At 38.8% G+C, this 20,101-nt stretch carries 23 protein-coding genes; 13 read left to right on the forward strand and 10 right to left on the reverse strand.

What is annotated here, in order from left to right:
• Positions 1 to 120 precede the first annotated feature (120 nt).
• From CDOM16188_RS10225 to CDOM16188_RS10235, 3 genes are read right to left on the reverse strand one after another with little or no spacing between them, the layout of a single operon-like run.
• Entirely contained in the window at positions 121 to 1,404 is a 1,284-nt protein-coding gene (locus CDOM16188_RS10225) for a TRAP transporter large permease (RefSeq protein WP_172201923.1), read from the reverse strand.
• A 9-nt stretch (positions 1,405 to 1,413) separates the two neighbouring features.
• Positions 1,414 to 1,959 carry a TRAP transporter small permease gene (locus tag CDOM16188_RS10230; protein ID WP_172201924.1) on the reverse strand — a complete coding sequence of 182 codons (546 nt, stop codon included), beginning with the start codon at positions 1,957 to 1,959 and terminating at the stop codon, positions 1,414 to 1,416.
• Between the two features lie 9 nt (positions 1,960 to 1,968).
• Positions 1,969 to 2,967 (reverse strand): DctP family TRAP transporter solute-binding subunit, encoded by a 999-nt coding sequence (locus CDOM16188_RS10235; protein ID WP_172201925.1) that lies wholly within the window; start codon positions 2,965 to 2,967, stop codon positions 1,969 to 1,971.
• A gap of 329 nt (positions 2,968 to 3,296) precedes the next feature.
• Between CDOM16188_RS10235 and sodB the strand changes: the two genes are divergently transcribed.
• From sodB to CDOM16188_RS10255, 4 genes are all read left to right on the forward strand, one after another.
• Positions 3,297 to 3,944, forward strand: coding sequence for a superoxide dismutase [Fe] (sodB, locus tag CDOM16188_RS10240; protein WP_172201926.1), 648 nt, complete (start codon positions 3,297 to 3,299; stop codon positions 3,942 to 3,944).
• Between the two features lie 113 nt (positions 3,945 to 4,057).
• A complete protein-coding gene (locus tag CDOM16188_RS10245) occupies positions 4,058 to 4,984 on the forward strand; it encodes an aminodeoxychorismate synthase component I (RefSeq protein ID WP_172201928.1) in 927 nt (308 codons plus the stop codon).
• Positions 4,950 to 5,531: an aminotransferase class IV gene (locus CDOM16188_RS10250; RefSeq protein WP_172201930.1), complete on the forward strand. Its 582-nt coding sequence runs from the start codon at positions 4,950 to 4,952 to the stop codon at positions 5,529 to 5,531. The genes CDOM16188_RS10245 and CDOM16188_RS10250 overlap by 35 nt, the downstream gene beginning before the upstream one ends.
• A gap of 166 nt (positions 5,532 to 5,697) precedes the next feature.
• A complete protein-coding gene (locus tag CDOM16188_RS10255; protein WP_172201932.1) occupies positions 5,698 to 6,051 on the forward strand; it encodes a hypothetical protein in 354 nt (117 codons plus the stop codon).
• A 57-nt stretch (positions 6,052 to 6,108) separates the two neighbouring features.
• Here CDOM16188_RS10255 and CDOM16188_RS10260 read toward each other — a convergent pair whose 3' ends face one another.
• Positions 6,109 to 6,552, reverse strand: a complete 444-nt coding sequence (locus CDOM16188_RS10260) for a copper resistance protein CopD (protein WP_172201934.1) — start codon at positions 6,550 to 6,552, stop codon at positions 6,109 to 6,111.
• Between the two features lie 458 nt (positions 6,553 to 7,010).
• Between CDOM16188_RS10260 and CDOM16188_RS10265 the strand changes: the two genes are divergently transcribed.
• Together CDOM16188_RS10265 and CDOM16188_RS10270 are read left to right on the forward strand one after the other, a co-directional pair.
• On the forward strand, positions 7,011 to 9,104 hold the full coding sequence (locus CDOM16188_RS10265; protein ID WP_172201936.1) for a ribonucleoside triphosphate reductase: 2,094 nt from the start codon (positions 7,011 to 7,013) through the stop codon (positions 9,102 to 9,104).
• A gap of 143 nt (positions 9,105 to 9,247) precedes the next feature.
• Positions 9,248 to 10,588: an FAD-dependent oxidoreductase gene (locus tag CDOM16188_RS10270; protein WP_172201938.1), complete on the forward strand. Its 1,341-nt coding sequence runs from the start codon at positions 9,248 to 9,250 to the stop codon at positions 10,586 to 10,588.
• Between the two features lie 13 nt (positions 10,589 to 10,601).
• Here the strand turns inward: CDOM16188_RS10270 and CDOM16188_RS10275 are convergent, their stop codons facing one another.
• The 3 genes from CDOM16188_RS10275 to CDOM16188_RS10285 form a co-directional block, all read right to left on the reverse strand.
• Positions 10,602 to 11,279, reverse strand: a complete 678-nt coding sequence (locus tag CDOM16188_RS10275) for a hypothetical protein (RefSeq protein WP_172201940.1) — start codon at positions 11,277 to 11,279, stop codon at positions 10,602 to 10,604.
• 174 nt (positions 11,280 to 11,453) lie between these two features.
• The gene (locus tag CDOM16188_RS10280; protein ID WP_172201942.1) at positions 11,454 to 12,263 is read right to left on the reverse strand and encodes a M48 family metallopeptidase; all 810 of its coding nucleotides are present in this window, start codon (positions 12,261 to 12,263) and stop codon (positions 11,454 to 11,456) included.
• Between the two features lie 61 nt (positions 12,264 to 12,324).
• Positions 12,325 to 13,305: a putative transporter gene (locus tag CDOM16188_RS10285; RefSeq protein WP_169943159.1), complete on the reverse strand. Its 981-nt coding sequence runs from the start codon at positions 13,303 to 13,305 to the stop codon at positions 12,325 to 12,327.
• 134 nt (positions 13,306 to 13,439) lie between these two features.
• On the opposite strand from CDOM16188_RS10285, the gene CDOM16188_RS10290 reads away from it, so the two are divergent.
• The 5 genes from CDOM16188_RS10290 to CDOM16188_RS10310 all read left to right on the forward strand — a co-directional run bounded on the left by CDOM16188_RS10290 (position 13,440) and on the right by CDOM16188_RS10310 (position 17,257).
• Positions 13,440 to 13,904 carry a DUF411 domain-containing protein gene (locus tag CDOM16188_RS10290; protein ID WP_172201944.1) on the forward strand — a complete coding sequence of 155 codons (465 nt, stop codon included), beginning with the start codon at positions 13,440 to 13,442 and terminating at the stop codon, positions 13,902 to 13,904.
• 159 nt (positions 13,905 to 14,063) lie between these two features.
• Positions 14,064 to 14,276 carry a hypothetical protein gene (locus CDOM16188_RS10295; RefSeq protein ID WP_169943157.1) on the forward strand — a complete coding sequence of 71 codons (213 nt, stop codon included), beginning with the start codon at positions 14,064 to 14,066 and terminating at the stop codon, positions 14,274 to 14,276.
• 130 nt (positions 14,277 to 14,406) lie between these two features.
• On the forward strand, positions 14,407 to 15,732 hold the full coding sequence (locus CDOM16188_RS10300; protein ID WP_172201946.1) for a hemolysin family protein: 1,326 nt from the start codon (positions 14,407 to 14,409) through the stop codon (positions 15,730 to 15,732).
• A gap of 95 nt (positions 15,733 to 15,827) precedes the next feature.
• Positions 15,828 to 16,409: a DUF4299 family protein gene (locus CDOM16188_RS10305; protein ID WP_172201948.1), complete on the forward strand. Its 582-nt coding sequence runs from the start codon at positions 15,828 to 15,830 to the stop codon at positions 16,407 to 16,409.
• Between the two features lie 53 nt (positions 16,410 to 16,462).
• Positions 16,463 to 17,257, forward strand: a complete 795-nt coding sequence (locus CDOM16188_RS10310) for a DUF2314 domain-containing protein (RefSeq protein ID WP_367649353.1) — start codon at positions 16,463 to 16,465, stop codon at positions 17,255 to 17,257.
• Positions 17,258 to 17,337: 80 nt separating this feature from the next.
• Here the strand turns inward: CDOM16188_RS10310 and CDOM16188_RS10315 are convergent, their stop codons facing one another.
• The 3 genes from CDOM16188_RS10315 to CDOM16188_RS10325 form a co-directional block, all read right to left on the reverse strand.
• A complete protein-coding gene (locus CDOM16188_RS10315; RefSeq protein WP_172201950.1) occupies positions 17,338 to 18,393 on the reverse strand; it encodes a TRAP transporter substrate-binding protein in 1,056 nt (351 codons plus the stop codon).
• Positions 18,394 to 18,503: 110 nt separating this feature from the next.
• Complete coding sequence (locus tag CDOM16188_RS10320; RefSeq protein ID WP_172201952.1) at positions 18,504 to 18,977, reverse strand: cysteine permease; 474 nt, start codon at positions 18,975 to 18,977, stop codon at positions 18,504 to 18,506.
• Positions 18,952 to 19,203, reverse strand: a complete 252-nt coding sequence (locus tag CDOM16188_RS10325; protein WP_172201954.1) for a DUF2798 domain-containing protein — start codon at positions 19,201 to 19,203, stop codon at positions 18,952 to 18,954. Before CDOM16188_RS10325 ends, CDOM16188_RS10320 begins: the two co-directional genes overlap by 26 nt.
• A gap of 102 nt (positions 19,204 to 19,305) precedes the next feature.
• Here CDOM16188_RS10325 and CDOM16188_RS10330 point away from each other — a divergent pair, with 102 nt between their 5' ends.
• Together CDOM16188_RS10330 and CDOM16188_RS10335 are read left to right on the forward strand one after the other, a co-directional pair.
• On the forward strand, positions 19,306 to 19,596 hold the full coding sequence (locus CDOM16188_RS10330; protein ID WP_172201956.1) for a hypothetical protein: 291 nt from the start codon (positions 19,306 to 19,308) through the stop codon (positions 19,594 to 19,596).
• A 62-nt stretch (positions 19,597 to 19,658) separates the two neighbouring features.
• Positions 19,659 to 20,036, forward strand: coding sequence for a RidA family protein (locus tag CDOM16188_RS10335; RefSeq protein WP_172201958.1), 378 nt, complete (start codon positions 19,659 to 19,661; stop codon positions 20,034 to 20,036).
• Positions 20,037 to 20,101: the final 65 nt, after the last annotated feature.

The raw sequence follows: 20,101 nt of genomic DNA on the forward strand, positions 1-20,101 counted from the left end.
ATCGTTTAATATCCGCACTAAATTTTACTTATATAAACTTGCCAAAATTTTTTGTTTTAATATCATAAAAAGATAAAAAAGAGGAGGATAGGTCGGATATATTTTCCGACCTAGTAAATTTTAATTTCCATACATCAAATTTGGAAGCCAGAGTGAAATTTCCGGAATGTATGTGATGAGTATAAGTCCTATAAATAGTGTCAGCGTCCAAGGTAAGCAAGCCATTATGACATCTTTTAGATTCATACCCGTTAGTCCGCTTGCAACGAAGAGATTGAGCCCGACAGGCGGCGTGATCATACCTATCTCCATGTTTACGATTAGCACGATACCAAAGTGGATCGGATCTATACCAAGTTGAAGCGCGATAGGAAGCAACAGCGGAACCATGATCATAACCACGCTTGAAGGCTCCATAAACTGACCCATGATGAAAAGGATAATGTTTACGAAGATTAAAAATCCGATTTTGCCGATATTTGCACCAAGTATAGCGTCTGCTATGGCTTGTGGAATTTGCTCGCTTGTAAGCAAGTAGGCAAACACAACCGCGTTTGTGATTATGAAAAATATCATCGCCGTAGTCATTGCAGAGTCAAGGCAGATACTCCAAAGATCTTTTATCTTAATATCCCTATAAACAAAAAGCGATATAAACAGCGCATATACCGCACTTGCAGCCGCAGCTTCGGTAGGAGTAAAGATTCCTCCGTAAATTCCGCCGATTACGACAACTATGATAAGTAGAGCCCAAAACGCTTTGCTAAATTTTTTGATTCTCTCGCCCATAGGCTCAGGAGTGCCCGCTGTAAATCCAAGTCTCTTTGCTCCAAAGTAGGTTTGTGCTAGCATCATAGCTCCAAGAAGCATACCCGGGATAACGCCCGCCATAAATAGCTTGCCGATACTCACTTCAGCCGTTACGCCATAAACGATCATAACAACCGAAGGCGGTATTAGAATTCCCAAAGAGCCGGCAGTTGCAATACCGCCAACCGCATAAGAAGGCGGATAGCCTGCCTCTTTTATCGCAGCAAACATAATGGAGCCGATAGCAACAACCGTAGCAGGAGAACTTCCGCTAACTGCGGCAAAAATTATACAAGCAAATATCGCACTCATAGGAAGTCCGCCGGGGAGGTGTCCTACCATAGACTTTGCAAAGTCTATAATTCTTTTAGCCGAGCCACCTTTACTTAGCAAATTTCCCGCTAAGATAAACATAGGAATCGCCATGAGAGAGAATTTGTTGATACCGTCAAATATAAGCTGAGGTATGGTTGCTACATCAAGATCGGTAAAAAACAGCATCGTAAGAACGGTGCTTGCTCCAAGAGAGATAGCTACGGGAACGCCGATAAGCATAAGTCCAAATAGACATATAAATAAAAATGCTATAGTCATCGTTTGTCCTTACTTATCTACGCTTACGGTGTCTTTTATCATCTCTGCCTCGGCATTTCTGATAACTTTATCCGCAGGAGTCTTTGATATCTCTATGATCTTTTCGCCGGCTCTATAGCTGGCTCCTAAAAACGCTATAGGAAGCACTAGCATAGGTATCCACTGAGGCATATTTAAATCCACGCTCATAAATTCAAGCTCATGTAAAATTTGTAGATACTGAATGCTGTAAACCACTATAAAAAGTAAAAAAGCCGTAGTTAAAATGCTTGAAAATACAAGATATATCTTTGCTAGTTGAGGAGGAAATTTCTCTATAAGAATAGTAACTGATATGTGTATGCCCTTTTTAAACCCGTATGCCGCGGCAAAAAAAGCAGACCATATAAATAGATAATTAGTGGCCTCTCCCGCCCAGGAAAAGCCACTATTAAACACATATCGCATTACGACGTTAACAAAGGCAAGCAGCGTCCCAGCTACTATGCCTACCACGGCTATCGTCTTGTTTACAGAAGCGATGCCGATATCTAAAATTTCAAAGAATCTCTGCATTACAAGAGCCTATTTTGTATTTATAGTTTTTTCGATTAGGTCTTGTCCTATGACTTTATAGAAATTCGGATAAATTCCTTTCATAACCTCCGCCCATTTAGCCTTTTGAGCTTCATCAAGCTTTAAAATCTCAAGTTTTTTAGTTTCGCTTGCGTATTTTTCAAGCATCTCAACTATGTGCGCATCTTCTTTGGCGGTTTCTTCGCGCTCATAGGCAGTAGCCTCTGTCATTGCCTGATTTACGTGTTTTTTCATATCTTCAGGCAGGCTCTTCCAGAATTTCTCGCTGATTACTACTAGATATCCCAAGTATCCGTGAGATGAAAGAGTAAGCGAGCTTTGAACCTCATGGAATTTTGAGTTATAGAAGTTTGAAAGCGGGTTTTCTGTTGCATCTACAACTCTTTGTTGAAGGGCTGAATAAACTTCTGAAAACGGCAATACTTGCGGATTACCGCCAACTACTTTAAACTGCTCTTCAAGTACTTTTGAGCTTTGGATTCTGAATTTTTGTCCGCTTGCGTCTGCCGGCTCAACGATAGCTTTTTTGCTTGAGCTAAAATGCTTAAATCCCGCATCCCAGTAATCAAGCGCTACGAAGCCTTTTTTTGTAACTAGATCTTTTAAGGCTTTGCCGACTTCACCGTCTTGAACTTTGTGAAGGTGTACTTCGTCTTTGAATATAAACGGTAGGTCAAACAGCTGAAACTGCGGAACTATAGGCGTAAATTTAGAAAAGCTTGGGGCCGCCATTTGAACGTTGCCTAGTTTAAGTGCGCCAAATACACGGTCATCATCGATTAGCTGAGCCGAAGGGAAAACTTGAACTTTGATAGCTCCCTTGCTAAGCTCTTCAACGCGTTTAGCAAAGAAGTCCGCCGCCTTACCTTTTGGGGTGGTAGGGGCTACAACGTGAGCAAATTTTATAGTATAAACTTTTTGAGCTGCAAAAGCGCTGCCCGCAAGCGCACAAGTCAAGAAAAGTGCGGAGAGAAGTTTAAGTTTCATTTTAAATCCTTAGTGTAAAATTTGATTCACTACAAATTATTTATAGCTAAGTGAGATTATAAAATACAAAAATTACATTTTGGCAATTTTGTTTCGATAATTCCCAAAAATTTATTTTAATATGAGTAAAAATGTAACAAAAATCTTTTATAGAACGATTACAAGCTTTAAATTTAATATTTAAAATTTATTAAAATTTTAGAAAAGTGTTACAAAAATACACTAAAAACGAAACTTAGAAAATAATACTAATTTTATCCTATTAACAATTTAATTACTTTTTTATCTTATAATTCGTTCAAATTTCATTATAAAAAAGGAGATAGACCATGTTTAATCTTAGAAAATTACCATTTGATCCCGCATCAAACGCAATCGTTAGCAGCGACACCTGTAGCTACCACTACGGCAAGCACCACCAAGCTTACGTTACAAATTTAAATAACCTTGTAAAAGGCACCGAATTTGAAAAAGCCGGGCTTTATGATATCTTGATGAAAAGCTCGGGTGGTATCTTTAACAACGCCGCGCAGGTTTATAATCACGACTTTTATTGGGATTGTATTGCGCGCAAAAGCGAAATGAGCGCAGAGCTTAAAGCTCGCCTTGAAAAAGACATCCCAAATTTCAAAGAGGAGTTTTTAAAAGCCGCTACGACGCTATTTGGTTCAGGCTGGGCGTGGTTGGTTTATAATCCAAACTCAGACAAGCTTGAGATAGTTCAGACTTCAAACGCTGCAACACCTTCTACGACAGGTCTTGTGCCGCTTCTTGTTGTGGACGTTTGGGAGCATGCTTACTATATCGATCACAAAAACGCTCGCCCTGCGTATTTGGAGAGATTTTATGAAAATATCAACTGGGATTTCGTCTCCGTAGCTTACGAGTGGGCTCTTAAAGAGGGTCTTGGCTCCGTTAAATTTTATATTAACGACATCCATCCTGCAACTTGCGGAAGCGGTTGCGGCTGCAGATAATTATTCAAAAGCCCTAAAAAGGGCTTTTGACTACTTTTAAATTTTTCTATTTTCAAAATCCGTTTTTAAAACTTCGCTATTATTTGCTTTGAAATTCACACAAGGCTATAAATTTGCTTAAAGATATAAAAGATAGATTAAATTCCGTTAAAGACTCCTCTTTTGTCGCTCTTCTTAGCTATGATACTCCTGAATTTGATATAGTTTGCTCGCCTGAGGAATTGCATAAATTCGGTATCAAATTTAAACTAAATGCCAAAAATGATAATAAAATCAAATACGAACTGCAAAAATTTCCGATAGAATTTGGCGAGTATAAAGCTAGATTTGACAAAGTATCGTCTTATCTTAAAAGCGGCGAGATCAGTCTTTTGAATTTGTGTTTTAGGACTAAGATAAAGACAAATTTAAACATGGATGAAATTTACGCTCACGCAAACGCAAAAGCGCTCATTTACAAAAAAGATGACTTCATATGTTTTACGCCCGAGCCCTTTATAAGGATTGAAAACGGGCGTATCGACACCTATCCGATGAAAGGAACTATCGATGCTAGTTTGCCAAACGCAAGAGAAATTTTGCTAAATGACGAAAAAGAAATTCGCGAACAAAGAGCGATGGTAAAGCTTATGCAAGATGAGCTTTCAGGTATCTGCGATGAGGTTAGGCTTGAGAAATTTCGCTTTATCGAGCAGGTTGGATCGCTTTATCAGACAAGTTCGCATATCAGTGGTAAACTGCACGAAAATTTGGGCTTTGGAGATGTATTTGAAGCACTTTTGCCGGCCGGTTCTATCGCCGGAGCTCCAAAGCAAAAAGCGCTTGATGTGATCAAAGAGTGCGAGCTAAACCCGCGCGGATTTTATACGGGAATTTTTATCTATTTTGACGGGCGAGTTTTGCAAAGCTTTGTGCTTATAAGATTTGTAAAATGCGAAAATGACGAGCTTTATTTTTATAGCGGTGGCGGAATTACGGCTCAAAGCGAAGCTAAAAAGGAGTATGATGAACTCTTGGCAAAAGCCAATTTTCCTATTTGAAACGATTAAAATTTTAGGCTTCGTGCCGCAGAATTTAAAATTTCACGAGCGCCGCATTAGTGATTCACTTGAGGGCGCAAAAGCAAAATTTGATCTAAATAAGCTTTTAAATTCGCCGTTTGACGGAGTCGTTAGAGCAAAAGTGATTTATGATACAAGCGGAAATCTTGTCGATACGCAGTATTTTCCTTATGAAATGCGCGAATTTAGAGAATTTAAACTTGTTGATATTAAATTTGGCTATTCTAAAAAATTTCTTGATCGAAGCGATATCGATACTGCAAAGGGCAAATTTGAAGAGATTATCATGATAAAAAACAACTTCGCAAACGATACAAGTATCGCAAATTTAGCGATTTTTGAAGATGGCTGGATAACGCCTAAAGCCCCGCTTTTAAAAGGAACCACGAGAGCAAGATTGCTTGAAGAAGGCTTTTTAAAAGAAGATGATATAAGCGTGCAAAGGCTTTTAAATGCTAAAAAATTTGCCGTGATGAACGCTATGATAGGGTTTTGCGAGGTTGAAGAGTTTAAATTTATACTTTGATAAAATTTGAGCGTTTTGGTGCACTTTTGCCGTTAAATTTTAATAGCAAATAAATTTAATTAATTCTCAATCAAATTAAACAAAAGACACATCTATAAAAACTTAAAATAATATAAATTTACTTTTTTATGCTAACCTTGTACAATATTTTTAAAAAGGACAAGAAATGAAAAAAATTCTAATTTCATCTTTGACTGCTGTTGCTCTTTTGAGCGGTTGTGCTTATATGACGTCAAAACAAGAGGCTCCTGCCGCGAAAGTTATAGAAATCAAAACTATCGATTTTCAAGGCGTAAAAGATAAGAAATACAAAGCCACTTTGATATCTGCTGATGATTTTGAAACAGCTGTTTTAACAGATACTAAAGGCAATAAATTTAAGCTAAAAGCTGCACCTGCAGGAAGCGGAACAAGACTAATAAGCGATGATGGAGTAGAGATACACTTCAAAAAAGGCGAGGCTGTAATGGTTCCGGCAAAAGGTCAAAAAGAGGTATTTTTAAAATATAACGAAGAGTAAATTGATGGGGTCATAAGACCCCATCTTCTTTTAAATTTTACTTTTAACCCCTAAACTTCAAACCAAAAACATTACTTTTGCAAAAAGCACTATAAAAAATCCAAGCACAAAAGCGATCTTGTGCAAATTCTCTTTCATAAATTTAAACGGCTCCAGCCCCATGGCTTTCATCGATAAATTTATTATCACGCCAAATCCTATGATAAAAGCTAAAATGACCTTTATCATGAAAATTTGCTGAAGTGGAGTTTGAAAATACCCGCCGGCTTTACTTCCGACCCAAGTACTCATCATAGCGCCTCCTGTGATAAACAGACCGAGTAGGCAAAACGGCATGATTTTGATCGCTTTTGAGCCTATTGCTTGCTTGGTTTGCTTAAAATTTTCACCGAGTTTTGATTTAAGAGAGTTAAATATCACGACATCAAAAAAGATGTAGCCTAAGAATATGATTGCAAAAAATAGATGTAAAATTTGCATATAAGGGTAGATTGTAGCCATTAAGTATCCTTTGAAATTTTTCTTAATTTTAGATAAAAATTGTCTGATTTGTAATGATATATATCAATGAAAATGCCGCGATAAATTAAATCCTCGACTGTAAATTTTGATCAAAAGACTTTGCGAGAGTGAAAATAGCTTGATTTGGAATTTGAAACTGGACTACAGGCGATTTAGGAGCTAAATTTAAGAAAATTTGCTAAATATATTTAAAAATAAATATTAATATTTATTTTTAAGATTAAATAGGAGCATAATTATCAAATTTTGCTATAAATAAGTGATAATTTAATAAAAATTTAAAACTTAAAAAATTGTTATTTTTTGTATTATTAATGATAATCTATTATCAAAAATAAAATAAATTTCATCTCCAATATTAAAGTTTAAGCCAGATTTTCTTATACTTTCAATTTAATTAAATTCTAGCATACAAATTCGGTGTAAAAAGGGTGATTATGAAGCAAATTCTAAAGCGCGACGGCACAAGGCAAGAGTACCTTCCTTATAAAATTCAAGATGCGATCAAAAAGGCTTTTGAGAGCGAAAGTAAGGAGTATGACGATAAAATTTTCGCCTATGTGATGCAAGATGTCGCGCAAAAGGATTTGATCACCGTTGAAGATGTGCAAGACTACATCGAAAAAGCCCTTTTTGAAGCAGGACACTTTGACGTGATGAAGAGCTTCATGCTTTATCGCCATACGCATAAAATGCAGCGCGAGCAGATTTTAGGACTTAACGAAGACACCACTTACATAAATTCAACCCAAACGATAAATGAGTATATAAACGGCACGGATTGGCGAATTTCGGCTAATTCAAACACAAGTTATTCAAACGCAGGACTTATAAACAACACCGCCGGCAAGGTCATCGCAAACTACTGGCTTGACGCGATTTACTCAAAAGAAGAGGGTATAGCACATAGAAACGGCGATTATCACATCCACGACCTAGACTGCCTTACGGGGTATTGTGCCGGCTGGTCGCTTAGAGCGCTACTAAACGAAGGCTTCAACGGAGTTCGCGGTAGAGTTGAAAGTAGGGCTCCGAAGCACTTTCGTGAAGCTCTTAGCCAGATGGCAAATTTCTTAGGAATTTTACAAAGCGAATGGGCGGGAGCGCAAGCGTTTAGCAGTTTTGACACCTATCTTGCACCTTATGTTTTTAAAGATAAATTAACCGATACGGAGATAAAAAAGGCGATTACAAGCTTTATTTTTAATCTAAACGTTCCTGCCAGATGGGGTCAGAGTCCATTTACTAACGTAACTATAGATATCACTTGTCCAAGCGATCTAAAGGATCAAATTCCAACTTCAACCGACATACATCTATTTTCAAATTTGGATGATGAAGAGCTTAACAAGCTTGCAAAAGAGCGTGGGTTTAATAAACTTACTGATATGACTTACGGGGCGTTTGAGCCTGAAATGGCGCGTATCGATAAGGCGTTTTATGAAATTTTAACCACGGGCGACAAGTGCTCGCAGCCCTTTACCTTCCCGATCCCTACGGTAAATATCACGGAGGATTTTAACTGGGATAGCGAAGTGGCTCAAATTTTGTTTGAGAATACTGCGAAAATGGGCTCAAGCTACTTTCAAAATTTCATCGGTTCTCAGTATAAAACCGATGAAAACGGCAACCGAGTTCCAAACGAAAGCGCTTATAAACCAGGACACGTTCGCTCGATGTGCTGCCGCTTGCAGCTTGACTTAAGAGAGCTTTTAAAGCGTGGTGGAGGGCTATTTGGAAGTGCCGAGATGACGGGCTCAATAGGCGTAGTTACTATAAATTTAGCGCGCCTTGGGTATCTTTATAAAGGCGATAAAAAGGGGCTTTATACAAGGCTTGAGTATCTGCTGAATTTAGCCAAATCAACCCTTGAAAAGAAGCGCAAATTTATCCAAGAGATGTATGATCGCGGACTTTATCCGTATACGGCTCGCTATTTAAAGCACTTTAACAACCACTTTAGCACTATCGGTATTAACGGAATGAACGAGCTTTTAAGAAATTTTACAAACGACAAAGAGAACATCTCTACGGAATTTGGGCGCGAATTTGCCCTTGAGATGGTTGAGTATCTGCGCTCTAAAATTAGACAGTTTCAAGAGAGCACGGGAAATCTTTACAACCTTGAAGCAACGCCTGCGGAAGGCACCACATATCGCTTCGCCAAAGAAGACAAGAAGCGCTATCCTGATATCTTGCAAGCGGGCATGGATGAAAATATCTACTATACCAACTCAACTCAGCTTCCTGCAAATTTCACAGATGATGCTTTCGAGGCGCTTGATCTGCAAGATGAGCTTCAAAGCGCTTACACGGGCGGAACGGTCTTTCACCTTTATATGAAGGAGTGCATCAGCTCGCCTGAAGCGTGCAAGGATCTGGTGCGCGGCATCGTAAATAACTATCGCTTGCCGTATATCACGATCACGCCTGTCTTTAGCGTCTGCTCAAAGCACGGATATATCGCGGGCGAGCATGAATATTGTCCGATTTGTGACGAGGAGCTTATGAGGCAACTTCAAAAAGCTTAAATTTCTAAAATTTGTGCTTTTGTCTATGCTAAATTTGAGCCTTTCAAGCGAACCAAAATTGCTTTTATAAGTGATATTTAACGATAAAATAAAATTTTAAGAATTATCTGGCACAATTCGTCTAAATTTTCATGGAGTAGGTCGTGTCAAATCACTATGATGTTTTGGTTGTGGGCGGAGGAATTTCAGGGACGGCTCTGTTTTACGAGCTTGCGCGTTATACGGATATAGAGCGTATGGCGCTTTTAGAGAAGTATCCCGCTTGTGCGACTCTAAACTCAAAGGGCACGAGCAACTCGCAGACTATTCACTGCGGCGACATAGAGACTAATTATACTTTCCAAAAAGCAAAAACCGTCAAAAAATCAGCCGATATGATCGTAAGATACGGCCTTATGCACGGCTATGAAAACAAATTTATGTTTGCTCATCAAAAAATGGTTATCGCAGTGGGCGAGATGGAATGTGAAGCGATAAAAGACAGGTTTGATAAATTTAAAGAGCTTTATACTTCGCTTGAAATTTTCGATAAAGAAATTCTAAAGAAAATCGAGCCTTCGGTAGTGCAAGGCATGGACGGAGATGACCGAAAAGAGCGGATCTTAGCCATGGGAGTAACCGGCGGCGAGTATACGACTGTTGATTTTGAACAGATGTCAAATAGCCTTATAAAGCACGCAAAAGAGGAAAACAAGACCACTGATGTGTTTTTTGACGCTTGGGTGAGCAGTATCAAAAAGCAAGGCGATAGGTATCTCGTTCAAACTCGCGACGGACGCAAATTTAGTGCAAATTACGTGGTTGTAAATGCCGGTGCGCATTCGCTTTATCTTGCTCACATGATGGGACTTGGGCTTGAATTTAGCTGTTTGCCTATCGCGGGAAGCTTTTACATGAGCAAAAAGCGGCTGTTAAGAGGCAAGGTGTATACCGTGCAAAATCCAAAACTCCCATTTGCCGCTATCCACGGCGACCCTGATATCCTAGCCGATGGGCTTACGAGATTTGGTCCTACGGCTCTTGTGCTGCCTAAACTTGAGCGCTACCGAGGAAATTCGACGGTTGTTGATTTTGTAAGGAGCTTGCGACTTGACTCAAGTGTGATGAGTGTGCTTACGGGGCTTTTTAAAGATGGCGATATAAGAGAGTATGTGATGAGAAATTTCGCCTATGAAGTGCCTATGATAAATAAAATTTTATTTGTAAAAGCGGCAAGAAAGATCGTGCCTTCGCTTAAAAGCGATGATGTTTATTATGCTAAAAATTTTGGCGGAGTTCGCCCGCAGGTGATCGATAAAAAGAGCAAAGAGCTGATGCTTGGGGAGGCTAGCATAAACACAGGCGATGGGATTATCTTTAATATGACGCCAAGCCCGGGAGCTACAAGCTGTCTAGCAAATGCTTGCAGAGACGCTAAAAGAGTGTGCGAATTTTTAGGCAATAAATTTGACGAGGATAGATTTAACTTTGAGCTTGTAGGCTAAATTTGAAGCGAATTTAGACTGCCGGCGGATAGATGTTTAGCTTGTTTTTATCAAATTCGCAAAAGTGTCCGAGTATAAAAATTTCAAAACGACTCTTTAAAAAATCCTTTTGAGGCTTATGTTTAAGCGCAGGATAGAGTAGATAGTTTGCCAGTAGTAAATCTCCGGTAATCGATCTATAAGCCTCTTTTAAAACCCAAGCTTTTTCTTCGGCAAATTCCGCTTCGTTTAGCCATTTAGTTATGGCTTTGTATATCAGCTCTTCTAAAACAGGCTCAAAAACCGCCTCTCTTTGCTCTTGAATTTCGATTTTACGGACATTTTTAAGCGCTTTAAGAAGCTTTTTATCTCGCATAAAATCGGCAAATTCTTTAATGTCTTCTATATGAGCCTTGCCAAGCGCCGTAAGTCTTGCTTTGTCGCTTGAAGGAGGAGGTGAAAATATCGGGCTAAATCCCGCCTTGATCCAATCATTTGCTTTTGCTTTATTTGCTTCATAAAGCGGCATAATCCTATCTTGTAGCTCCTTGCCGCAATTTAACGGCTCAAATACTTTATGTACGCCATCTCCGCATGGTAAAAATTCCTCAAAAAGCCCGTAAAAGGAAGCGCTTAGATCTCTTAAATCGCCCGAGTAGATGTTGATTTGTATTAAATTTGCCAAATACTTTGCGTAATCAAGCTTGGTCATCTTATCCTCTATTGTCGGCTAAATTTCAAAAAATCATATCTTTGTAAATAAAAGTGCACCAAATTTAGCGCTCTTAAAACGAGTAAATATGTAAAACAATCCCATAAAATAGTAAAAAGAATTTTAATCAAATTTACCTAGAGCAAGCGGTACACATAAACCCGCTTGCAAATTTTAATTAGCCTTTTGCGCCGCCAGATACAGAGGCTCTACTTTTTTAGCTATCTCTTTTAGGTCTTTTATGCGGCTTGCGTTTGAAGGGTGAGTGCTTAGGATTTCAGGTACCGAGTCTCCTGATTTTTTAGACATCTTTTCCCATACCGTTACCGCTTCATGCGGATCATATCCCGCTCTTGCCATTAGCTCCGTACCGATGTGATCGGCTTCGGTTTCATGACTTCGTGAAAAAGGCAGGCTTATGGTGTATTGGGTAGCTAAATTTATAAGCCCCGTTGCCGTATCGCCAAGCCCTGCTGCGGTTGAAACAGCAAAAATTCCTATATTTTTGAGCTGATCCGTGCTTGCTTGCTCGCGACTATGCTCTCTTAGTGCGTGAGCTATCTCGTGACCCATCACTGCTGCTATCTGTGCGTCTGTTAAGGATAAATTTTTGATAAGTCCGCTATAAACGGCGATCTTACCTCCTGGCATACACCATGCGTTTAGCGTGTTTGAATTGATAACATTTACTTGCCAGTCCCATTTAAGCGCATCTTCACGAAAAGCTCCCACTTGTGCTATCAGGCGCTTACCGATAGCTTGAACGCGTTTAGTAAGCACGGGATCTATATTTAGCGCTTTTTCTTGTCTTGCGGACTGAAGCGTTTTGGCATAGGCTAAATTTGCACTTTGATTCATCGTCTCAGAGCTTATCAAAAACAGCTGCCTTCTATCGGCTCCAACCGCACCGGCACCTGTTGAGCTTACGAAGCAGCCCGCTAAAAATATCATAGTAAAGACAAGAGGAAGTATAAATCTTTTCATCTTTTCATCCTTAAATTTAAGTTATGAAATTTCAAAAATTATACTAAATTTTCTTAAATTTCTACTCCCAGCCGACTTTTTTATAGTTGATATTTTGCTCAAATTCTTTTAGACGTTTGTGAATCGAGCGAAGCTCCGTTATAGTCTTCCAGTTGCTGATGAAAACACCAAAGCTTGATCTAACTTGCGCAAATGCGTTATTTACCTGAACTAAAACTCCAAGCGTGATAAGCCCTGTAAATAGCCCTCCGCCCATTATGAGATATGGAACTATGGTTAAAATTTGATAGTAAGAGTAAAGCCAAGTATTAAAGTATCCGTAGTGTAAAAACAGTCTTGAGTAGTTAAATTTAAGCCCTGTAAATAGCTCAACTATCGTAGCGGGATGAGCGTAATTTACTTTGTTATCCTCCGCTAAAACAAGCTCTTTTCTAAATGCGGCTTCGACTTTTTGGTTGTTGTATTCAAGCCCCGGAAGTTTGATACCTACAATCCAAGAGATGATAAGTCCGCCCACGCTGATAAGCAAAGCTATCCACACAAGAGAGCCGGGGATGTCTTTGATGTAGGGTAAATTTACTTTGCTACTAAGTCCCCAAAGTATCGGGATAAAGGCGATTAGAGTCATTATGGAGTCCAAGATATCAACTCCAAGATCCTCCATGATCTTTGCAAATCTATAGGTATCTTCTTGCATACGCTGCGAGCTTCCTTCTACGTCTTTTTCGACCTTTCTCCAGTAGTTAAGATAGCTAAAAGTCATCGCCTCGCGCCAGCGAAATATCCAGTGGCTTGAAAAAAACGATATAAAAACCCGAAGCAATACATAAGGCATAGCCAGATATAAAAACAGCTTTATGCCGTCCCAAAATTCCTGCACATCGCGCTCTTTTGCATTTTGCAAGATGTCGTAAAAGTTTTTATACCAGTCGTTAAACTGTATGTTTAAGTAGGTTTGAATGATAAGAGATAGCGATATCAAAGTTACGCCGCCGTAAGCCCAAGCAGCCCATTTTTTGCTTTTAAAAAAAGATGAAAACACGATCTTGTCCCGATGTTGATATAGAATTTCAAAAGTGAAAGTATAGCAAAAAAGTTATGAGTTTAAATTTTAATATTAATCTTAAATTTATAACTTTTTCATAAAATTGCGCTATTTTTTAAGAAAGGATCGGGATGAAAAAGAGTAAAAATTTATTTTTGAGTTTGGCTGCGGTTTGCGCCTTTGCTTCAAGCTCCTTTGCGGGCGGCATGATAGAGGTGTATAAGTCGCCAAGTTGCGGCTGTTGCGGGCTTTGGGCCGATATAATGAAGCAAAACGGCTTTGAGATAAAAGAGCATATGACCGAAGCTATCATCGAGCTAAAGGCTAAAAATAGCGTTCCGCTTGAGCTTTCAAGCTGTCATACGGGAGTGATAGACGGATATGTCGTAGAAGGACACGTGCCTGCTGAAGATATAAAAGAGCTTTTGGCTAAAAAGCCTGCCGATGTTGTGGGAATTTCGGTTCCGGGTATGCCTCTTGGAAGCCCCGGGATGGAGCAAGGCGGCATAGTTGAGGACTATGACGTGATAGCTTTTAAAAAAGACGGCAGCTACGAAATTTTCTCAAGATATAAAAACGGCAAAAGGTTTAAATAGTCCTTCTTAAAAATTCGGCTCAAATTTAGAGCCGAATTTCTGCTTTTAAATTTCTATTCATTTATAAATTCCATTTAAATTTAATCGATTGCTTGGTGTGAAGTCAAAATTTAGCTTAAATTTACTACCATTTTAAAAGCTAAATTTAAGGAGGTTAATTTGTTTAGAATTGTCTTTGTTTTAGCCGTTGTTTTTGCTCTTGTGTGGGTTTATATGGGTGCTGATAATAAAACCGTTGCCGATTATAAAAACATGAGCAAAGAGCAGCTTGAAGCTCTTTGTCTTGATAAGCGCGATAAGACCGCGTGTCAAAAGATCGCTATTGATTTTATAAATGTCTCCAAATCAAACGGCGGAGAGCCTAAATTCTAGTTTTAATTTAGTTCTCATAAAGACGGAATTTGTCTTTTGATATAGGGTTAAAACACGAATTTTCGCTTGATTGAGATTTATTTGCTTTTTTGATATAATGCTGATTTATCTTAATTTCTAAGGATTTTAATTGCACCCCAGTAGCGATTCATATTTTATGATTTTACTCGCAGTTTTCTTTGTGCTTCTTAATGCTTTCTTTGTTTTATCAGAATTTGCCATCGTAAAGGTTCGCAAGAGCCGCCTAGAAGAGCTTATCAAAGATAAAGTTCCAAACGCAAAACTCGCTTACGAAATGTCAAACAAACTTGATACATATCTAAGCGCGACTCAGCTTGGTATCACGCTTAGCTCGCTTGCGCTCGGTTGGATAGGTGAGCCTGCTATCGCCAGACTTATAGAAAAACCTATTCAAACATATTTTGACGTAAGCGACTTGGTGGTTCATACCGTTGCGTTTGCTATCGCATTTACTATTATTACGCTCTTTCACGTTGTGCTTGGCGAGCTTGTACCAAAGTCCATCGCAATCGCAAAAGCGGAGAAATCAACCCTTCTTGTTGCAAAGCCGCTTCATCTGTTTTGGGTTGTGTTTTCGCCTCTTATTAAGACTTTTGACTATCTTGCGTGGATATCTTTAAAAATGCTTGGCATAAAACCTGCCAAAGAGAGCGAGCTGGCGCACTCCGAAGAGGAGATAAAGATAATCGTAGGAGAGAGTTTAAAAGGTGGGGTGCTGGATAGCTTTGAGACCGAGATCATCAAAAATGCGGTCGATTTTAGCGATACGGTGGCTAAAGAGATAATGACGCCTCGCCGCGATATGGTCTGTATAAATAAGCAAAAAAGCTACGAAGAGAATTTAAAAGTCGTGTTTGACTCGAAATTTACTCGCTATCCTTATATAGACGGAAGCAAGGACGTAATCCTTGGAATGATACATATCCGCGATATCCTGCAGATTGATCTTGTAGATAAGAAGCGAGATTTTGACGGTATAGTGCGCGAATTTGTAATCGTGCCTGAAAATTTATCTATCTCAAAAATTCTCGTTATGATGAATAAGCAACAAATTTCAGCAGCCTTGGTTGTCGATGAATACGGCGGTACGGCGGGACTTCTTACTATGGAAGATATTATGGAGGAAATTTTAGGCGACATCAACGACGAGCATGATGAAGCAAGACCTCTTTATAAAAAGATAAACGAAAATATCTACGAATTTAACGGCAGATTTGACATTGAAAGCGTTGAAGAGCTTATGGGTATAAGCTTTGATGACGAGACTGAAGAGCTTACGATAGGCGGATATGTGTTTAATCTCATCGGAAGACTACCTGTAGTGGGTGACAGAGCGGAGGATGATAACTGCCACTATGAAGTGCGTAAAATGGACGGCACAAGCATATTAAGCGTGAAAGTCCGTAAGAAAATCGAAGAAGAAGATGATGATTAACAGCTTCAATTTATAGTTTTATATCGCATTTCAAGCGGCTAAATTTGACCACCTAAAAGCCGCTTTAAAGCCTTAATTTTATTTAAGGAGCCAAAATGAGTGTTGTTTTTAAAATTAAAAACAAGAAGAAATTTTTCGGCTACGAAAGTGTTTTAAACGTTGCTCAGGCACTTGAAATTTTGCCCGGTTTAGAGCAGTTTAACTTCGATGAAAACGATCCGGAATTTAACAAGCAAAAATTTTATTCGTTTAAAATACCTAAAGACGGGTATCTGTTTTTGGGTATAAGAGGCGTGAGCGGACGCGGATTTGAGCTTAGGTATGACGCTGGAAGTAAGAGTTATGAGATCCGTATCTTAACTCCGAGCACAAAGAGCGATTGGGAAACGGGACTTGAGTATATCTCAAATTTAGCCTCAAGGCTTTGCTCAAGCATTACAGCCGATATCAATGAAGAAATTTACGACTCTCAAAGCGTGCTTAAATTCGATTATCAAAAAGACATTTTATTTGGCTTAAAAGGCATACAAAGCGAGCTTGCAAACAGCGACGAAGAGAGTATAAATGAGGGCTTAATAAGGGCTTTTGCAATCAATTCAAAAATGATAGATGAGATATTATCCTCTAGCGATCCCGTAGCTAAATTTAGCAAGCTTATGGTTGAAAGTCAGCGCTAAAGCTTTAAAATCATGCATAAATTTGCAAAAAATATCAAAATTTAGGAGTTAAAGTGAGCTTCTTTAAGAAAATTTTCGGCAAGCAAAGACAAGAGGACACAGGCGAAAAGATGCCGATTTATTATGTAGATAGTGAGCAAGATGCTATGAGTAGGGCTTATCAGGCGGCTCGCGATACATTTGGATATTTTTGGCGTGAGTTATACTGGGATCGCCGAAGGATAGTTCCGGGCGTTAGCGTAGCATGCGTTAAAGTATTATTTAAAGATGAGACTAACGGCGAAGAGATCGGCGAGCATATGTGGATCAACGATATAGAATTTGACGGTGAAAACGTGAGCGGAATTTTGGTAAATGAGCCAAATGACGTTAAAAACATAAAAAACGGCGACTTTGTGAAAGTGCCGCTAAGCGAGGTTAGCGACTGGTTGTTTGTGATTGACAACAAAAGCTACGGAGGCTTTAGCGTGCATGCTTTGCGTGCGAATATGAGCGATAAGGAACGCGCCGAGCATGACTTGGCTTGGGGGTTTGAATTTGGTGATTTTAACGATATTTTAGTCGCTTATGAGCAAAAAGAGTATCCTGAAAATTTGATCGAGCACCCGATGTGTAAAAACGTGATAGATCAAGTTAGAGAGTATATAACAAACAACCCAAATATACTAAGCGATGTGGATGAGCTTGGATATACTCAGCTTCATCATGAGGCTATAGCCGGGAATTTGGGTGTTGTTGAGATTTTGCTTGAAAACGGCGCGGATAAAAATGCGAAGACAAATAGCGGTAAAACCGCGCTTGATTTTGCTAAGGCGTTAAAATGGGAGCATATAGCAAGAGTTTTATAAATTTACTGCCGAGCTTGAATCTCGCTTTTTGAGCTACTTAAAAGTAAGTTGTCCGATAAGAGATATTATCGGACGATGAGTTATTTTTGCATATTTTTGATGTAGGTGTAGTCTGAAATTTCAGTCCATTTTCTACTAATCTTCATAAAATTTCTTCTTGATTCCAAAATCTCCTTAAACAGCGGATCTTTGGCCGAAAGCTCGTCTAAAATTTCATCCGTAGCCTTTTTAAGAGCGGCTATTATCTCAGGCGAAAAAGATGAAATTTTCACATCCGGATGCTCTTTTAGGATTTTTTGAAGGGCTAGGGAATTTTCATAATACGCAGCCTCCAAGACGTATGCCGCAACCGCTTTGGTGGCTGTTTCAACTATGCTTTGAAGATCTTTTGGCAGCTTCTCCCATAACTTTTTGTTGATGTAAAATTCATTTTCGCTAGCGGGCTCTTGCCATCCCGTGTAATAAAATTTAGCAATCTTTTCAAAGCCCAAATTTATATCTACGGCAGGACTTACCCACTCGACCGCATCTATGGTATTCATCTCAAGAGCCATATAAAGCTCTCCTATGGGAATTGTGTTTATGCTTACTCCAAGACGCGCCATTATCTCGCCGCCAAGCCCGGGAATTCGAACTTTCAGCCCTTTTAAATCGTCTATGCTTTTTATCTCTTTTTTAAACCAACCGCCCATTTGCATGCCGAAATTTCCGCCGTTAAAAGGGACGATATTGTGCTCGCCATATACTTTTTGAGCAAATTCCTTGCCTCCTGCATGGCTATACCAAGCGTGCTGCTCTAATGCGTTCATGTCAAAAGGAACGGTCGTAAATAGCATAAGCTTAGGATCTTTGCCTTTGTAAAAATATCCCGCAGTGTAGCCGATGTCGTATTGAGCGTTTTTAACCAGATCAAGTATGGAAAACTGCGCTTTGTGCTTGGACGGATAATCGATCCTTACTTCAATGCGACCGTTACTCATGGTTTCAACCATTTCTTTAAATTTCTTAGGAACTTCGCCTAAAACAGGAACGTTGCTCTCATAAGTCGTAGCAAATTTTAGCTTATAGGTCTTTTGGTCTCCGAGCAAAGAGCTAGCAAGTAGCGCCGTAAGCATAAAAGCGGCAAATTTCTTCATCATCTCTCCTTTAAGTTAGGGTTAAGTAGATTATACGAAATTTTATATTTCTTGCCGATTTTTATGAAAATTTATATATTTTAAAATATAAATTTGAGTAAATTTGTAATTTAGTAATATCCCAAGCACATAGCTTCGGTTAGCTTGATGCGCTTTTCAAGCGGTGCGGGAGAGAAGAAACTGCACTTTTCTATATAAATTCTATATCCGTAGTCAAGCCCCAGATCGTCGTAAAATTTCTTTAAATTTATGAATTTTATGCCGCAGATTTTTTTAAACTCAAAGAGCGAGTATAATTTGGAGTTGTTTTTTTTGACCAAATGCGAAGGCGCAAGCGTGGTAAGCGAGCAAAACGCGCTTGTTAAAACTAGCCCGCTTAAGTCCGTGCAGCTTGATAAAACGTGGCTAAATTTAGCAGGAATAGTCTTTTTGTGAATAAAAACGGTGCGAGAATTTTCAAATTTAGCTGAAACCACGCCTTTCCAAAAGAGGTATGCGTTTGAAGAGACCCCCGCCTTTAGAGCAAATTCCGCACCCAAAACGTAATCGTCTAAAAATTCATTTGGCGCCAGAGTTACTTTCATCGTTTGTTCTTATGAGGGATTTTGTAGCTTTAGCGGCTATGGGAGCTATGAATAAAACGCAAGGGTAAGCCACTACAAAAGCTTTCATCCAGCCTTCAAGCCAGATGAGAAAAAAGTTGTCTATAAGCCCTAAATTTATATATGTAAGCACGCCAGACATGATAAATGACATAGTAAAAGACATAAAAAATGCAAATATAAATCTATAATATTTCTGTGAAAACATATCTATCCTTATAATTAATGCGCGATTATATCAAATTTGGGCTTGTTTGTTTGGAAAGATGACTCAAAATAGTTATAATGCGGTGTAAATTTAGGAGAAATGGTGAGAGATTTTTTAGGCAAAAGCGTGCAAGCAAGCTATATAGGAGTCTTTGGAGCTCTTGGAGCTATAAAAGGAGAGATGAAATTTAGCGAAAATTCTATGAAATTTGCTCCTTTTAGCAAGAACTTGACCGAGCTTGACATAAGATATGCGGAAATATCAAATTTAAGCTCAAAACGAGGCTTTATAACAGGAAAGTTAAACTTAGCTATCGAGATGAAAAATTCTCAAAGATATAAATTTAGCTTTGCGGACGATGAGGCGGTTTTGTTTATAAAAAGCCGAGTTTAGGTTATTTGCGTGTCTTTTGCTAAGCTAGATAAAATATAAATTCTATAAATTTAGGAGAAATAATGAAAAAAATAATACATACGACAAACGCTCCTCAAGCGATAGGTCCTTATTCTAAAGCGGTTTTGGCAAATGGATTTTTATTTATCTCAGGACAGCTTGGCGTAAAGCCAAACGGCGAATTTGCAGGAGTCAGCGTTGAAGAGCAAGCCGAGCAATCCATGAAAAATTTAGAAGCGATACTTCTTGAAGCGGGAATAAAATTCGAAAATATCGTAAAAACTACGATATTTTTAGCCGATATGGATGATTTTGTAAAAGTAAATGAAATTTACAAGCGATATTTTAGCGGAAATTTTCCTGCAAGAAGCACTGTTGCGGTAAATACGCTTCCAAAAAATGCTTTAGTTGAAATAGAAGCGATAGCTGTAAAAGAGTAAAATTGTTCTTTATGTTTGGAAGTAAAATTTCTAAATTTTTAAAATTTTACTTCCAAAACCCCATT

This window comes from Campylobacter sp. RM16188 (assembly GCF_012978795.1).
Lineage (GTDB): Bacteria > Campylobacterota > Campylobacteria > Campylobacterales > Campylobacteraceae > Campylobacter_A > Campylobacter_A canis.